Annotated in this window: 11 protein-coding genes and 1 pseudogene; 9 read left to right on the top strand and 3 right to left on the bottom strand. The window is 70.7% G+C overall.

Going from position 1 to position 14,097, the window contains the following annotated elements; genetic code table 11:
• Positions 1–112: 112 nt before the first annotated feature.
• Positions 113–535: pseudogene (locus ACIRC0_RS26820) on the top strand (pectate lyase); the annotation flags it as partial.
• A gap of 70 nt (positions 536–605) precedes the next feature.
• Here ACIRC0_RS26820 and ACIRC0_RS26815 read toward each other — a convergent pair.
• Complete coding sequence (locus tag ACIRC0_RS26815; RefSeq protein ID WP_403620443.1) at positions 606–2,396, bottom strand: bifunctional metallophosphatase/5'-nucleotidase; 1,791 nt, start codon at positions 2,394–2,396, stop codon at positions 606–608.
• A 148-nt stretch (positions 2,397–2,544) separates the two neighbouring features.
• Here ACIRC0_RS26815 and mshD point away from each other — a divergent pair, with 148 nt between their 5' ends.
• The 8 genes from mshD to pstB all read left to right on the top strand — a co-directional run bounded on the left by mshD (position 2,545) and on the right by pstB (position 12,706).
• Positions 2,545–3,471, top strand: coding sequence for a mycothiol synthase (gene mshD, locus ACIRC0_RS26810; protein ID WP_403620440.1), 927 nt, complete (start codon positions 2,545–2,547; stop codon positions 3,469–3,471).
• Between the two features lie 701 nt (positions 3,472–4,172).
• Complete coding sequence (locus tag ACIRC0_RS26805) at positions 4,173–6,578, top strand: RNA degradosome polyphosphate kinase (RefSeq protein ID WP_403620437.1); 2,406 nt, start codon at positions 4,173–4,175, stop codon at positions 6,576–6,578.
• Positions 6,559–7,749 carry a CHAD domain-containing protein gene (locus tag ACIRC0_RS26800; RefSeq protein ID WP_403620434.1) on the top strand — a complete coding sequence of 397 codons (1,191 nt, stop codon included), beginning with the start codon at positions 6,559–6,561 and terminating at the stop codon, positions 7,747–7,749. Before ACIRC0_RS26805 ends, ACIRC0_RS26800 begins: the two co-directional genes overlap by 20 nt.
• Before the next feature lie 68 nt (positions 7,750–7,817).
• Positions 7,818–8,255 carry an NUDIX hydrolase gene (locus ACIRC0_RS26795; RefSeq protein ID WP_403620431.1) on the top strand — a complete coding sequence of 146 codons (438 nt, stop codon included), beginning with the start codon at positions 7,818–7,820 and terminating at the stop codon, positions 8,253–8,255.
• Positions 8,256–8,549: 294 nt separating this feature from the next.
• Entirely contained in the window at positions 8,550–9,689 is a 1,140-nt protein-coding gene (pstS, locus tag ACIRC0_RS26790) for a phosphate ABC transporter substrate-binding protein PstS (RefSeq protein WP_403620428.1), read from the top strand.
• A gap of 102 nt (positions 9,690–9,791) precedes the next feature.
• Positions 9,792–10,799: a phosphate ABC transporter permease subunit PstC gene (pstC, locus tag ACIRC0_RS26785; RefSeq protein WP_403620425.1), complete on the top strand. Its 1,008-nt coding sequence runs from the start codon at positions 9,792–9,794 to the stop codon at positions 10,797–10,799.
• Positions 10,796–11,857: a phosphate ABC transporter permease PstA gene (gene pstA / locus ACIRC0_RS26780; protein WP_403620422.1), complete on the top strand. Its 1,062-nt coding sequence runs from the start codon at positions 10,796–10,798 to the stop codon at positions 11,855–11,857. Before pstC ends, pstA begins: the two co-directional genes overlap by 4 nt.
• 72 nt (positions 11,858–11,929) lie before the next feature.
• On the top strand, positions 11,930–12,706 hold the full coding sequence (pstB, locus tag ACIRC0_RS26775) for a phosphate ABC transporter ATP-binding protein PstB (protein WP_403620419.1): 777 nt from the start codon (positions 11,930–11,932) through the stop codon (positions 12,704–12,706).
• 111 nt (positions 12,707–12,817) lie between these two features.
• Here the strand turns inward: pstB and ACIRC0_RS26770 are convergent, their stop codons facing one another.
• Both ACIRC0_RS26770 and ACIRC0_RS26765 read right to left on the bottom strand, forming a co-directional pair.
• Positions 12,818–13,018, bottom strand: a complete 201-nt coding sequence (locus ACIRC0_RS26770) for a DUF5988 family protein (RefSeq protein WP_103844494.1) — start codon at positions 13,016–13,018, stop codon at positions 12,818–12,820.
• A gap of 78 nt (positions 13,019–13,096) precedes the next feature.
• Entirely contained in the window at positions 13,097–14,095 is a 999-nt protein-coding gene (locus tag ACIRC0_RS26765; RefSeq protein ID WP_366027259.1) for an inorganic phosphate transporter, read from the bottom strand.
• Positions 14,096–14,097 lie beyond the last annotated feature (2 nt).

Below are 14,097 nucleotides of genomic sequence, written 5' to 3'. Positions count from 1 at the left end.
GTGCGCAGTACAGGGCGTGACAGGTGTCCGCGCTCCTACTCGTCCGCAGCGGGACCGCGGCAACCCTTCCGGCACGGGCGGCCACTACCGGTTGCCCCGCGTCCCGCACGGCGCGGGTGCGGTGATCGACAAGTCCGTCATCACCCTGAAGAAGCGCTGGACCGGCACCTCGGCCGGCTTCGTCACCGCGCCCAGCACGGCCGCGAACCGCAAGGGCATCCTGATCGCCAACTCCACCGTGAGCGGTGACGTGTCCGACCGCAGTTTCTACCTCGGCCGCCCCTGGCACGCCGGCGGCGACGCGACCCTCGACCCGCAGACCACGGTCCGCAACACCGCACTCAGCGCGGCGATCAAGACCGCCCCGTGGACCGACATGAGCGGCTTCTCCTGGAAGGACGACCGCTTCGCCGAGTACAGGAACACGGGCGCGGGCGCGGGCACCGCAAGCTCGGACCGCCCCCAACTGACCGACGCCCAGGCGGCGGGCCAGGAGGTCGCGGACTGGCTCGGCGGCTGGACCCCGTCGGCCTGAGCCTTCGCCGGAAAACGGCCGAGGCGGGGCCCCGGACAGTGGTCCGGGGCCCCGCCTTGTGGTTGGAGGGTTACTTGAGCACGGTGATGCGGTCCGCCGCAGGCACCGGATACGGCGACGCGGCCGACGAGTTCGCCGTCAGGTACGCCTCGAAGGCCGCCAGGTCGTCCCCGCCCACGAGCACGTTCGTGCCCTTGCCCAGCTCGGCGAAGCCGTCGCCGCCGCCCGCGAGGAAGGAGTTCATCGCGACGCGGTAGGTGGCGGCGGGGTCGATCGCCGTGCCGTTCAGCCGGACGGAGTCCACGACCACACGCGCGGCGCCGGCCTTGGTCAGGTCCAGCGTGTAGGTGAGCCCCTTCGACACCTGCAGGATCTTCGGTGACGCCTCGTTCGCGCCGCTGACCTGCTGCTGCAGAGCGGTGATCAACTGCGCCCCGGTCAGGTTCACCAGGTTGACGGTGTTGGCGAACGGCTGGACCGTGTACGCCTCCCCGTACGTCACCACGCCGTCGCCCTCGCCTCCGCTCGCCGCGTAGGTGAGCGGGGCGCGGATGCCGCCGGGGTTCATCAGCGCGAGGTCCGCCTCGGGGTCGAGGGACCTGGCGTGGGCGAGCTGCGCGTCCGCGATCAGGTCGCCGAGCGGGGACTCGGTGCCGGTGTTGCCGATCTCGCCCGCGATGTAGCCGATGGGCCGGGAGGCGACGGGCGCGGAGCGGGTCTTCCACTTGGTGATCAGGTCGGTCATGTCGGGCGCCTTGGCGACGGTCCGGGTGACCACGTGGTTCGCGGAGGTGACGGCCGTACGGACGATGTCGCCGCTCGCGCGGTCGTACGTCAGCGTCGTGTCCGTGTACAGCCGGCCGAACGAGGCCGCCGACGTCACCATGCGGGGCCGGCCCGCCGGGTCGTCGATCGTGCACACGTACGCCTGGTGGGTGTGCCCGGTGACCAGCGCGTCCACGGCCGGGGTGACGTGCTTGGCGATGTCGACGATCGGGCCGGAGATGCCGTCGCCCGCGCCCGGGCTGTCGCAGTCGTAGTTGTACGCGCCCGACGTGGGCACCCCGCCCTCGTGGATCAGGGCGACGATCGACTGGACGCCCTGCCGCTGGAGCACCTTGGCGTACTTGTTGATCGTCTCGACCTCGTCGCCGAACTTCAGGCCCTTCACACCCTCCGCGGAGACGATGTTCGGGGTGCCCTCGAGGGTGACGCCGATGAAGCCGACCTTGACGCCGTTCTTCTTCCACACCCAGTAGGGCTTGAGGATCGGCTTGCCGGTCTTCTCGTCCGTCACGTTCGCCGCGAGGTAAGGGAAGTTCGCGCCCTGGAACGTCTCGCCGTCGTCGTAGCAGCCGTCCGTCGGGTGGCAGCCGCCGTTCTGCAGCCGGGCCAGCTCCCGCGCGCCCTCGTCGAACTCGTGGTTGCCGACACCGGTGACGTCCAGGTCGAGCTTGTTGAGCGCGTCGATGGTGGGCTCGTCGTGGAAGAGGCCGGAGATCAGCGGCGAGGCGCCGACCATGTCGCCCGCGGCGGCGGTGATGGAGTACGGGTGGCCGGTGCGGGCCTGGCGCAGGTGCGTGGCGAGGTACTCGACGCCGCCCGCGTCGATGGTCCTGGTGGTGCCGTCCTCCTGGCGCTCGGTGACGCGTCCGGAGGAACCGGCCGGCGGCTCCAGGTTGCCGTGCAGGTCGTTGAAGGACAGCAGCTGCACGTCCTGGTAGCGGCCGGGGTGTTGCGGACCGGGCCTGCTGCCGTGGGCGCCGGCCGGGAGCGCGGCGAGAAGGGTGCCGGCCGTGGCCAGGCCCGCGGCGGCGGCGAGGATGCGGTGAAGACGTCTGTGCCGGACGTTCGGCGGCATGTGCCCCCCTGTGATGTGAAAAGAACGCGCCAAGACGGTGATTCGCGCAGCTTAGGGTCAACGCGCGTAGCGCAAAAGGGGGTTCGGGGTTACGGGCGGGTTGCCTTTTACCTCCCCATTCCTTCCTCCGCCCCGTACCCTCGTACCCATGACCAGCGACGACACCGCCCGCCCGGCCCCGACCCGCTCCCTGGAGACCGTCACCGCGCTCTCGCCCGAACAGGCCGACGCCGTGCTGGCACTCCTCGCCTACGCCGCCCGGGTCGACGGGCAGCAGGCCGTGTCCGAACAGGGGCGACTGCAGTTGCGCGGCGGCGAGCGGGACGGCGTCTCCCATCTTCTGCTGACGGTCGACGGCACGCTCGTCGGATACGCCCAGCTGGAGGACACCGACCCGGTGGAGGCGCCGGCCGCCGAGCTGGTCGTGCACCCGGCCCACCGCGGCCACGGGCACGGCCGGGCGCTGGGCTCCGCCCTCCTCGCGGCCTCCGGCAAGCGGCTGCGGGTGTGGGCACACGGCGGCCACTCCGCGGCGCGGCACCTGGCACAGGTGCTGGGCCTGACCCTGTTCCGCGAACTGCGCCAGCTGCGCCGCTCGTTGACGGACTTCGACCCGCCGGAGCCGACGTTGCCGGAGGGTGTCACGGTGCGCACGTTCGTGCCCGGGCAGGACGACGCGGCCTGGCTCGCCGTCAACGCGGCGGCGTTCGCCCACCACCCCGAACAGGGTTCCCTCACCCAGCGGGACCTCGACGACCGCAAGGCGGAGCCGTGGTTCGACCCGGAGGGCTTCTTCCTGGCGGAACGGGAGGGGGAACTGGTCGGCTTCCACTGGACCAAGATCCACCCGCAGGAGCGGCTCGGCGAGGTGTACGTCCTGGGCGTCCGCCCCGGCACCCAGGGCACCGGCCTGGGCCGCGCCCTCACCACGATCGGCCTGCGCCACCTGGCGGCCCGGGGCCTGCCGACGGCGATGCTGTACGTCGACGCGGACAACAAGGCGGCCCTGTCGGTGTACGAACGCCTGGGCTTCACGACGTACGAGACGGACCTGATGTACCGAACGGAAACCTGAGCCGCCGGCCTCAGGCCGGGGGCGAGGGCGGGGGCTGCGGCGCCGCGGAGGCCGGGCTTCCGGCCCGCCGGGGGGTGGGGGGTGCCGGCTGCAGGGGACGGAAGCGCTGCCCGGGGCTCAGCCCGCCCGGGGATCAGGGGCGCAGCCCCGCCAAGGTGCGGGCGCGCCGGGGCCGGGCAGAGGGTTTTCGCCCCCGCCGCCCCTACCCTTCCCGTCCCTGGGGGCTGCGCCCCCAGACCCCCACTGTCGGCCTTGCGGCCTCGTCCTCAAGCGCCGGACGGGCTGAGTGATGCCGACCGGGGGCAAATCAGCCCCTCCGGCGTTTGAGGGGCCGGCTCCCCGAACGGGGTCTGGGGCGAAGCCCCAGCGGGGTGCAGGGCAGAGCCCCGCAAGAGGTGCAGGGCAGAGCCCCGCAAGAGGTGCAGGGGACACAGCCCCCGCCACGGCCCGGGGCAGAGCCCCGCAAGGAGTGCAGGCGACACAGCCCCCCACCACGGCCCGGGGCAGAGCCCCACGAGGGTGCAGGGGACGCAGTCCCCGCCACGGCCAGGGGCGGAGCCCCTGTGGGGTTGAAGGGGCGGAGCCCCTGGAGGTTGGGTCGGGTAGGGGCGGCGGGGGCGATGTTCCCGGGCCGCCCCCCGCTATCCCGCACGTCATGTCGCCGTAACCATTGATTCAGACGGGCTTGCGACGCTCGGTCAATGAACGCCGCCGTGCCAGAGCCCTTGCCGCCCCCGGAGAACGGGGCCGGTGCGGACCGTGCGCGCTCGCTGCCGCCCGGTCGTTCCGACGCGCCCGTCACCCGTTCGGCGCGGAAGAATGGGTTTATGAGCCAGCAGAACGCCCAGGCGCCGGTCCACCCGTCCCCCGCCACCCCCCGCGAGGAAGAGCCCTCGGGTCGCGCGACCATGCAGAATCAGCAGCCCTCCGTGGGTTCCATCGCCGCGCACCGCCCGCACACCGTGGCGGCGGCGGTGTCCGGACTCGATCCCGACCTCGACGCCGACCTGGACGCCTACGAAGAGGCCGAGGGCGCCCAGCTGCCCCAGGGCCGCTTCCTGGACCGCGAGCGCAGCTGGCTCCAGTTCAACGAGCGTGTCCTCGAGCTCGCCGAGGATCCGAACACGCCGCTCCTCGAGCGCGCGAAGTTCCTCGCGATCTTCGCCAGCAACCTGGACGAGTTCTTCATGGTCCGGGTCGCGGGACTGAAGCGCCGTATCGCCACCGGGGTCGCCACCCGGTCCGCGTCGGGCCTCCAGCCCCGCGAGGTGCTGGAGATGATCTGGGCCCGCTCCCGCGAGCTGATGGCCCGGCACGCCGCCACCTTCCAGGAGGACGTCGCCCCCGCCCTCGCGGAGGAGGGCATCCACATCGTCCGCTGGAGCGAGCTGACGGACAAGGAGCAGGCGCGGCTCTTCACCCTGTTCCGGCACCAGATCTTCCCGGTGCTGACCCCGCTCGCCGTGGACCCCGCGCACCCCTTCCCGTACATCTCGGGCCTGTCCCTGAACCTGGCGGTCGTCGTGCGCAACCCGGTCTCCGGCCACCGCCACTTCGCCCGCGTCAAGGTGCCGCCGCTGCTCTCCCGCTTCCTGGAGGCATCCCCGCAGCGCTACGTCCCCATCGAGGACGTCATCGCCGCGCACCTGGAGGAGCTGTTCCCGGGCATGGAGGTGCTGGAGCACCACACCTTCCGGATAACCCGGAACGAGGACCTCGAGGTCGAGGAGGACGACACCGAGAACCTGCTCCAGGCCCTGGAGAAGGAGCTCATGCGGCGCCGGTTCGGCCCGCCGGTGCGCCTGGAGGTCGAGGAGTCCATCGACCGCTACGTCCTCGACCTGCTGGTGCGCGAACTGAAGATCTCCGAGGCCGAGGTCTACCCGCTGGCCGGCCCCCTGGACCTCACCGGCCTCTTCGGCATCGCCAACCTCGACCGGCCCGAGCTGAAGTACCCGAAGTTCGTGGCCGGCACCCACCGCGACCTCGCGGAGGTCGAGTCGGCGTCCGCGCCGGACATCTTCGCCGCGCTGCGCGAGCGGGACGTCCTGCTGCACCACCCGTACGACAGCTTCTCCACGTCCGTGCAGGCGTTCCTGGAGCAGGCCGCCGCCGACCCGGATGTCCTGGCGATCAAGCAGACGCTGTACCGCACCTCGGAGACCTCTCCGATCGTCGACGCGCTGATCGACGCCGCCGAGTCCGGCAAGCAGGTCCTCGTGCTGGTGGAGATCAAGGCCCGCTTCGACGAGCAGGCCAACATCAAGTGGGCCCGCAAGCTGGAGGAGGCGGGCTGCCACGTCGTCTACGGTCTCGTCGGGCTGAAGACCCACTGCAAGCTCTCGCTCGTGGTGCGGCAGGAGGGCGAAACGCTCCGCCGCTACAGCCACGTCGGCACGGGCAACTACCACCCGAAGACCGCACGTCTGTACGAGGACCTGGGGCTGCTGACGGCCGACCCGCAGGTCGGCGCGGACCTGTCCGACCTGTTCAACCGGCTGTCGGGCTACTCCCGCCGGGAGATCTACCGCCGCCTGCTGGTCGCGCCCAAGTCCCTGCGCGACGGTCTGGTGTCGCGGGTCAACAAGGAGATCCAGCACCACCGGGCCGGCCGGCCCGCGTCCGTCCGCATCAAGGTCAACTCGATGGTGGACGAGGCGGTCATCGACTCCCTCTACCGGGCCTCCCAGGCGGGCGTCCCCGTCGACGTGTGGGTGCGCGGCATCTGCGCGCTGCGCCCGGGCGTGACCGGCCTGTCGGAGAACATCCGCGTACGGTCCATCCTCGGACGCTTCCTGGAGCACTCCCGCGTCTTCGCCTTCGGCAACGGCGGCGAGCCGGAGGTCTGGATCGGCAGCGCCGACATGATGCACCGCAATCTCGACCGCCGTATCGAAGCACTCGTCAGGGTCGCCGACCCGGCGCACCGGGCGGCTCTCAACCGGCTCCTGGAGACCGGTATGTCCGACACCACCTCGTCCTGGCACCTGGGCCCGGACGGCGAGTGGATCCGGCACGCCTTCGACGCCGACGGCCAGCCCCTGCCGAACATCCAGGAGATGCTCATAGACGCCCGGAGGCGCCGGCGTGGCACAGCAACACCTTGATCCCCCCACCGACCCCACGGCCGACCGCACGGCCGGGCCCTCCCCCCAGGTCTCGACTGCTCCCCCACTCTCGACCTCGCTCGAGCGGGGGTACCCCCCTGGGCAGGGAGGTGCCCCCACCGGGGACGCCCTCGCGGAGTACCTGCGGGCCCAGGCCACGGAGTTCCTCCGCGCGTTGCGCCAGCACCGGGAGCCCGGTGACGGGGGTCCCCTCGCTCGGGCGAAGTCGAGAGCGGGGGAGGGAGGCGGTGCGGAGGACTCCGGCGACGCCGCGCTCGCCCTGCGCCGCTCGGCCCGCCGCATCAGCGGCACACTGCACACGTTCCGCGCCCTGCTCGACGCCGAGTGGTCGGAGGCGATGCGGCCGGAGCTGGCCTGGCTGTCGGGCACACTGGCCCGCGAGCACGCGTACGCGGCCCGGCTGGACCGCCTGCTGCTCGCCCTGCACCGGCTGTCGGGCTCGTCGGCCTTCCCCACGCAGACGACCGGCGCAGCGGAGGGCGCCGGGCCGCGCGACCGGGCCGGCGTTCCGGATCGCGGCAACCTGACCGTGGGCGCCGCGAAGGCGGGCGCCCTGCTGGAGCGTCAGCTCACCCTGGCCCGTACCCGCGCCCACTCGGCGGCCCTGCAGGCGCTCGGTTCCAGCCGCTTCCACGCGGTGGCGGACAGCGTCGCCGTCCTCGCCAGCGAGGTCCCGCTCACCCCGGCCGCACAGGCCGCCGACCTGCGCCCGCCGGCCGCGGCGGCCGAGGAGCGGCTGACCGACGCGGTGGCCGCGCTGCCGCTGGTCACCGCGGGCCACCCGTACAACGCGGAGGCCCTCGTCCACGGCCTGTCCCCGGACCCGGCCCCGCACCCGCAGGACGGCCCCTGGCACCAGGTCCGGCTGCTGCTGCGGCTGCACCGCTACGCGCGTGAGGTGCTGTACGGGCAGTACGGCGAGAACGCGGCGGTCGACGTGCGGCTGCTGGCGGCCGGGCAGGCCCTCAACCGGCACCGGGACGCCTCGGAGGCGGCGGCCTCGGCGGCAGCGGCGGCCCGCACCCCGCGCATCGCCCCGGCGACGGCGTACGCCCTGGGCGTGCTGCACGCCGACCAGCGCCACGAGGTGGAGGCGGCCCGCTTCGCCTTCCAGCAGTCCTGGCAGAAACAGGCGGTGGGTACTCCGTAGACGCCGCAGGGACGGCAGGGCTCACGGGGGCGCGCACCGCATGCGTGAGAGAGGAGCCGGAGCACCCGATGACCGAGGAGACCATCCGTGCGGCGGGCTGTGTCCTGTGGCGCCGCTCGCCCGTCGACGGCGCCCTGGAGATCTGTCTGGTCCACCGGCCGAAGTACGACGACTGGTCCCATCCCAACGGCAAGCTGAAGCGCGGCGAGGACCCGCTCACGGGGGCGCTGCGGGAGGTGGCGGAGGAGACGGGCTACACCGCCGTGCCCGGGGCGGCCCTGCCCACCGCGCACTATCTGGCGAACGGCCTCCCCAAGCAGGTCCGCTACTGGGCGGCCGAGGCCACGGACGGCTCCTTCGCCCCCAACCGCGAGGTCGACCGCGTCCTGTGGCTCCCCCCGGTCGCGGCCCGCCACCGCCTGACCCAGCCGCGCGACAGGGAACTCGTCGACACCCTGCTCCGGGTGCTGGAACAGCCGACCGCTCGGACACCCGCCGCGGAATGACACGCGCGGGCACGCCCGCGCCCGACATGAGCGGATCCTGACCGTTGCGTAGAGCGACGAAGGTCGCGAGGAGAATCCGGGATCGCTCTGTGTCCTCAACGTAAGCGTTCCGTGACCTAACCACACCGTACGCAGGGGTTCACCCCCCGTTCACTTTCGGCCATAGGCGCCTTCACCTGATCTGCCTAATTTCGGCCTTACACGGTGGTGGGCGCCACCTCCCATGCGCGCCCACATCACCCCACTTCGCACGCCGCCGATCAGGACGGCGGCTCCTGGAAGGAACTCCCGAAAGTGAAGCTTCAGCGCATGAACCGGCGGGCCCTCACCCTCGGTGCTCTCGCCGTCTCCGGCGCCCTGGCCCTCACGGCGTGCGGCTCCGACGACACCGGTTCCAAGAGCAGCAGCGGGGGCAGCAGCGCCTCCGCGGGCGCGACGAACGCCAGCTCCATCAAGTGCGACAACGCCAAGGGCCAGCTGCTCGCCGACGGCTCCTCCGCGCAGAAGAACGCCATCGACGCGTGGACGGCCGCGTTCAGCCAGGCCTGCCAGGGTGTGCAGATCAACTACAAGGGCAGCGGCTCCGGTGCCGGTGTCACCGCGTTCACCCAGGGCCAGCTCGCCTTCGCCGGTTCCGACTCCGCGCTGAAGCCCGAGGAGATCGAGGCCTCCAAGAAGATCTGCACCGGTGGCCAGGGCATCGACCTGCCGATGGTCGGCGGCCCGATCGCCGTCGGTTACAACCTGCCGGGCGTGGACAACCTGGTCCTGGACGCCCCCACGCTGGCCAAGATCTTCAACAGCGACATCAAGACCTGGGACGACCCGGCGATCAAGAAGCTGAACCCGAACGCCAAGCTGCCGTCCACCAAGATCTCCGCCTTCCACCGTTCGGACGAGTCCGGCACCACGGACAACTTCACCAAGTACCTGAAGGCCGCGGCCCCCGCCGTCTGGGGCAAGTACTCCGGCGGCAAGGCCTGGCAGGCCCCGGGCGGCCAGTCCGCTCCGCAGTCCGCGGGTGTGGCGCAGCAGGTGAAGCAGACCGCCGGCGCCATCGGCTACTTCGAGCTGTCCTACGCCAAGGACATGAGCACGGTCGCCATCGACACGGGCGCCTCCTCCCCGGTCAAGCCCTCCACCGACGCCGCCAGCAAGGCCATCGCGGACGCCAAGGTCGTCGGCACCGGCCAGGACCTGGCGCTGAAGCTCAACTACAACACCAAGGCCGACGGCGCCTACCCGATGGTCCTGGTCACCTACGAGATCGTCTGCGACAAGGGCAACAAGGCGGACACCCTGCCCGCCACCAAGGCCTTCCTGCGCTACATCGCCAGCACGGACGGCCAGTCGATCCTGACTCAGAACAACTACGCGCCGATCCCCGACGCGATCATCTCCAAGGTCCGCACCACCATCGAGGGCCTGAGCTGACCTGAGTGTGCGGCCCGGTCCCCGCGGGGCCGGGCCGCACCGTCCGGTGCACCGCCGCCTGGAGCCGAGCCACGAGCGCGGCTCCGCAGACCGGAGATCCCGATGGACATATCAACAAAAAACACACAAGCGCCTCCCCCCGCCCCCCAGCCGTCCACGGCCGAACAGAAGCGTGCGGCCCGCGGTGCCACCCGGCCCGGAGACCGGATCTTCCTCGGTCTGTCCCGTGGGTCGGGCATCCTGCTGCTGGTGATCATGGCCGCGATCGCGGTCTTCCTCACCTACCGGGCCTACCTGGCCATCAGCAAGGACCACGGCAACTTCCTGACCACCTTCGAGTGGAACACCGGAGCGATTCCGCCGGTCTTCGGCATCGCCGTCCTGGCCTTCGGCACGGTGGTCTCCTCGATCGTCGCCATGGTCATCGCGGTCCCGATCGCGGTCGCCATCGCGCTCTTCCTGACGCACTACGCCCCGCGCCGGCTCTCCGGCCCCATCGCGTACGTGATCGACCTGCTCGCCGCCGTGCCGTCCATCGTCTACGGCCTGTGGGGCGCCCTGATCCTCGTACCGCACCTGACCGGCCTCTTCAGCTGGCTCAACGACTACTTCGGCTGGACCGGCATCCTGTCCTGGGACGGCGGCCCGCCGCGCTCGCTGCTCACTGTGGGCATCCTGCTCGCGATCATGATCCTGCCGATCGTCACCAACGTGAGCCGTGAGGTCTTCCGCCAGGTCCCGCGCATGCACGAGGAGGCGGCTCTCGCCCTCGGCGCCACGCGCTGGGAGGTCATCCGCATGGCGGTGCTGCCCTTCGGCCGCTCCGGCGTCATCTCCGCCTCGATGCTCGGCCTCGGCCGCGCGCTCGGCGAGACGATGGCCGTCGCCACCGTCATCTCCCCGGACTTCCTCATCCACGGCAGCCTGCTCAACCCGGGCGGCGGCACCTTCGCCCAGAACATCGCCAGCAAGTTCAACGAGGCGACGGAGTACGGCCGTGACGCGCTGATCGCCTCCGGTCTGGTCCTGTTCGTCATCACCCTGCTGGTCAACGGCGCGGCCCGCGTGATCATCGCCCGCCGCAAGGAGTACTCGGGGGCCAACGCATGAGCACCGCAGCCGTCGCCGACAAGCGCCCGAGCACCCTGCGCGGCGCCAGTCTGCCCAAGTGGTCCCCGTGGGCCATCGCCGCCGGTTCGATCGCCGTCGCGTGCGGCATCGGCACCGGAGCCGGGCTGACGAGCCACATCCAGTGGGGCCTGATCGCCGCGATCCTCTTCCTCCTCGGCACCTACGCCATCGCCGCGCGCGTCGAGGGCCGCCGTCAGGCCAAGGACCGCATCGCCACCTCCCTGGTGTGGGTGGCCTTCCTGATCGCCGTGATCCCGCTGGTCTCCCTGGTGTGGACGACCCTCTCGCGCGGTGTGAAGGTCCTAGACATCTACTTCCTGACCCACTCGATGGGCGTCGTCCCCGACTCCCAGCCCGGCGGCGGCATCTACCACGCCATCCTCGGCAGCCTCGAGCAGGTCGGCCTCGCCACCGTCATCGGCGCGCCGATCGGCATTCTCACCGCCATCTACCTGGTGGAGTACGGGCGCGGCAGGCTCGCCCAGGCCGTCACCTTCTTCGTCGACGTGATGACCGGTATCCCGTCGATCGTCGCCGGTCTGTTCATCCTCAGCCTGATGCTGATCTTCAAGATGGAGCCCTTCGGCTTCGCCGGTTCGCTCGCCCTGGCCATCCTGATGATGCCGGTCGTGGTCCGATCCACGGAGGAGATGCTCAAGCTCGTCCCGAACGAGCTGCGCGAGGCGTCCCTCGCGCTCGGCGTCCCGAAGTGGCGCACCATCCTGAAGGTGGTCCTGCCCACCTCCATCGGCGGCATCACGACGGGCATCATGCTGTCGATCGCCCGTATCGCCGGTGAGACCGCGCCGGTCCTGCTGCTGGTGTTCGGCAACCGCTTCATCAACGCCAACCCGTTCGAGGGTGCCCAGCAGTCGCTGCCGCTGTACATCTACCAGCAGTACGCGAACAGCGCCGGCGCCAACGCGGCGTACGACCGGGCCTGGGCGGCGTCGCTGACGCTGATCGCCTTCGTGATGATCCTCAACCTGCTGGCCCGCGGCATCGCCCGCTGGAAGGCCCCGAAGACCGGTCGCTGAGGCGACTGATTCCGGCTCCGCCGGGCGGGGCCACACAGCGACCGATCAAGACTTTCTGGAAGTGAAGTAGTCATGGCCAAGCGAATCGACGTAAGCGGGCTCACCGCCTACTACGGCTCCCACAAGGCGATCGAGGACATCTCGATGTCGATCGAGCCGCGGTCGGTGACGGCGTTCATCGGCCCCTCCGGCTGCGGCAAGTCGACGTTCCTGCGCACCCTCAACCGTATGCACGAGGTGACGCCGGGCGGGCGCGTCGAGGGCAAGGTGCTGCTCGACGACGAGGACCTGTACGGCGCCGGGATCGATCCGGTCTCCGTCCGCCGTGAGGTGGGCATGGTCTTCCAGCGCCCGAACCCCTTCCCCACGATGTCGATCTTCGACAACGTGGCGGCCGGTCTGCGGCTGAACGGCAACTACAAGAAGAACGAGCTGGCGGACGTCGTCGAGAAGTCGCTCAAGGGCGCCAACCTCTGGAACGAGGTGAAGGACCGCCTGAACAAGCCGGGCTCCGGCCTCTCCGGTGGTCAGCAGCAGCGTCTGTGCATCGCGCGGGCGATCGCGGTGGAGCCGAAGGTGCTCCTGATGGACGAGCCCTGCTCCGCTCTCGACCCGATCTCCACCCTCGCCATCGAGGACCTGATCGGCGAGCTGAAGGAGCGCTTCACGATCGTCATCGTGACGCACAACATGCAGCAGGCGGCCCGTGTCTCGGACCGTACGGCGTTCTTCAACCTGGCGGCCGTGGGGCAGCCGGGCAAGCTGATCGAGATCGACGACACCGAGCGGATCTTCTCCAACCCGTCGGTCCAGGCGACCGAGGACTACATCTCGGGTCGCTTCGGCTGATCCGGCGGTCCGTCCGAAGACCCCTCGCGGTGCTGCATGGCGGTGCCACCGCGAGGCCGAAGAGGGCCCGCCCCTGGCTCCCGGGGGCGGGCCCGCTCGTGTCCCGGGCCGCTACTCGGCCACTTCCGTACGCTCCCACCACCGGTAGACGGTGACGTTCTGCTCCTCGACATCCTGATGGCGCGTGGTGACCTTGTAGTGCTCGTAGCCACCGCGGTGCGGAATCTTGAGCTCCTGGCCGGGAGGAACAACCGGCACGACCTTCCCGGCCAGTTCCTCGGGTCCACCTTCGAGAAGTGCCTTGCTACCCATACCTCCAGTTTTGCCGCCCTGCCGACGCCCGCATCTCGAAGCCACGGGCCGGGCACGGTGGCACCGGAGTCCGCGTCCCTACAGGAACGCCAGGTTGATCAGCCCGAACGCCGTGGCCGCGACCAGCGCCGCCGCCGGCATCGTGATGAACCAGCCCAGGACGATGTTCTTCGCCACGCCCCAGCGCACCGCGTTCACCCGCTTGGTGGCGCCCACGCCCATGATCGCCGAGGTGATCACATGCGTCGTGGAGATCGGCGCCTTGAACAGGAACGCGGTCGCGAACATGATCGACGCCCCCGTGGTCTCCGCCGCGAACCCCTGCGGCGGGTCCAGTTCGATGATCTTGCGGCCCAGTGTGCGCATGATGCGCCAGCCGCCCGCGTACGTGCCCAGTGACAGCATCGCCGCTGAGACGAGCTTCACCCACACCGGGATCGGGTCCCCGTAGTTCTCGACGTCCGCGATGACCAGGGCCATCACCACGACGCCCATCGTCTTCTGCGCGTCCTGCAGGCCGTGGCCGAGCGCCATGCCCGCGGCCGACACCGTCTGCGCTATCCGGAAACCGCGCTTCGCCTTGTGCGGGTTGGACCGGCGGAAGATCCACATGATGGCCGTCATCACCAGGTAGCCGACGATCAGGCCCACCACCGGCGACAGGAACATGGGGGTGATGATCTTGTCCACGACGCCGGACCAGTGCACCGCCGTACCGCCCGCGAGGGCCGCGCCCACCAGTCCGCCGAACAGCGCGTGCGACGAGGACGACGGCAGGCCGTAGTACCAGGTGATCAGGTTCCAGACGATGGCGCCGAGCAGTGCCGCGAAGAGGATCCCCATCCCCTTGCCGCCCTGGGGCGTCTGGATCAGTCCCTCACTGACCGTCTTCGCCACGCCACTGCCGAGGAAGGCGCCGGCGAGGTTCATCACCGCCGCCATCGCCAGCGCCGCCCGCGGGGTCAGCGCCCGCGTCGACACCGACGTCGCGATGGCGTTCGCGGAGTCGTGGAAGCCGTTGGTGTACGCGAAGAGGAGTGCGACCAGGATGGTCAGGATCAGAGCGAAGGTGTCCATGG

Origin of the sequence: Streptomyces sp. NPDC093984, from assembly GCF_044764595.1 — a bacterium.
Classification (GTDB): Bacteria; Actinomycetota; Actinomycetes; order Streptomycetales; family Streptomycetaceae; genus Streptomyces; species Streptomyces cynarae.
This window is presented reverse-complemented; position numbering and strand designations above follow the sequence as displayed.

What these genes read in the sequence shown, in the direction of transcription:
- ACIRC0_RS26805 (WP_403620437.1), top strand. Translation starts at nt 4,173, where the DNA reads ATGAACGCCGCCGTGCCAGAGCCCTTGCCGCCCCCGGAGAACGGGGCC.
- ACIRC0_RS26770 (WP_103844494.1), bottom strand. Translation starts at nt 13,018, where the DNA reads ATGGGTAGCAAGGCACTTCTCGAAGGTGGACCCGAGGAACTGGCCGGG.
- pstB (WP_403620419.1), top strand. Translation starts at nt 11,930, where the DNA reads ATGGCCAAGCGAATCGACGTAAGCGGGCTCACCGCCTACTACGGCTCC.
- ACIRC0_RS26765 (WP_366027259.1), bottom strand. Translation starts at nt 14,095, where the DNA reads ATGGACACCTTCGCTCTGATCCTGACCATCCTGGTCGCACTCCTCTTC.
- ACIRC0_RS26795 (WP_403620431.1), top strand. Translation starts at nt 7,818, where the DNA reads ATGACCGAGGAGACCATCCGTGCGGCGGGCTGTGTCCTGTGGCGCCGC.
- ACIRC0_RS26815 (WP_403620443.1), bottom strand. Translation starts at nt 2,396, where the DNA reads ATGCCGCCGAACGTCCGGCACAGACGTCTTCACCGCATCCTCGCCGCC.
- mshD (WP_403620440.1), top strand. Translation starts at nt 2,545, where the DNA reads ATGACCAGCGACGACACCGCCCGCCCGGCCCCGACCCGCTCCCTGGAG.
- pstA (WP_403620422.1), top strand. Translation starts at nt 10,796, where the DNA reads ATGAGCACCGCAGCCGTCGCCGACAAGCGCCCGAGCACCCTGCGCGGC.
- pstC (WP_403620425.1), top strand. Translation starts at nt 9,792, where the DNA reads ATGGACATATCAACAAAAAACACACAAGCGCCTCCCCCCGCCCCCCAG.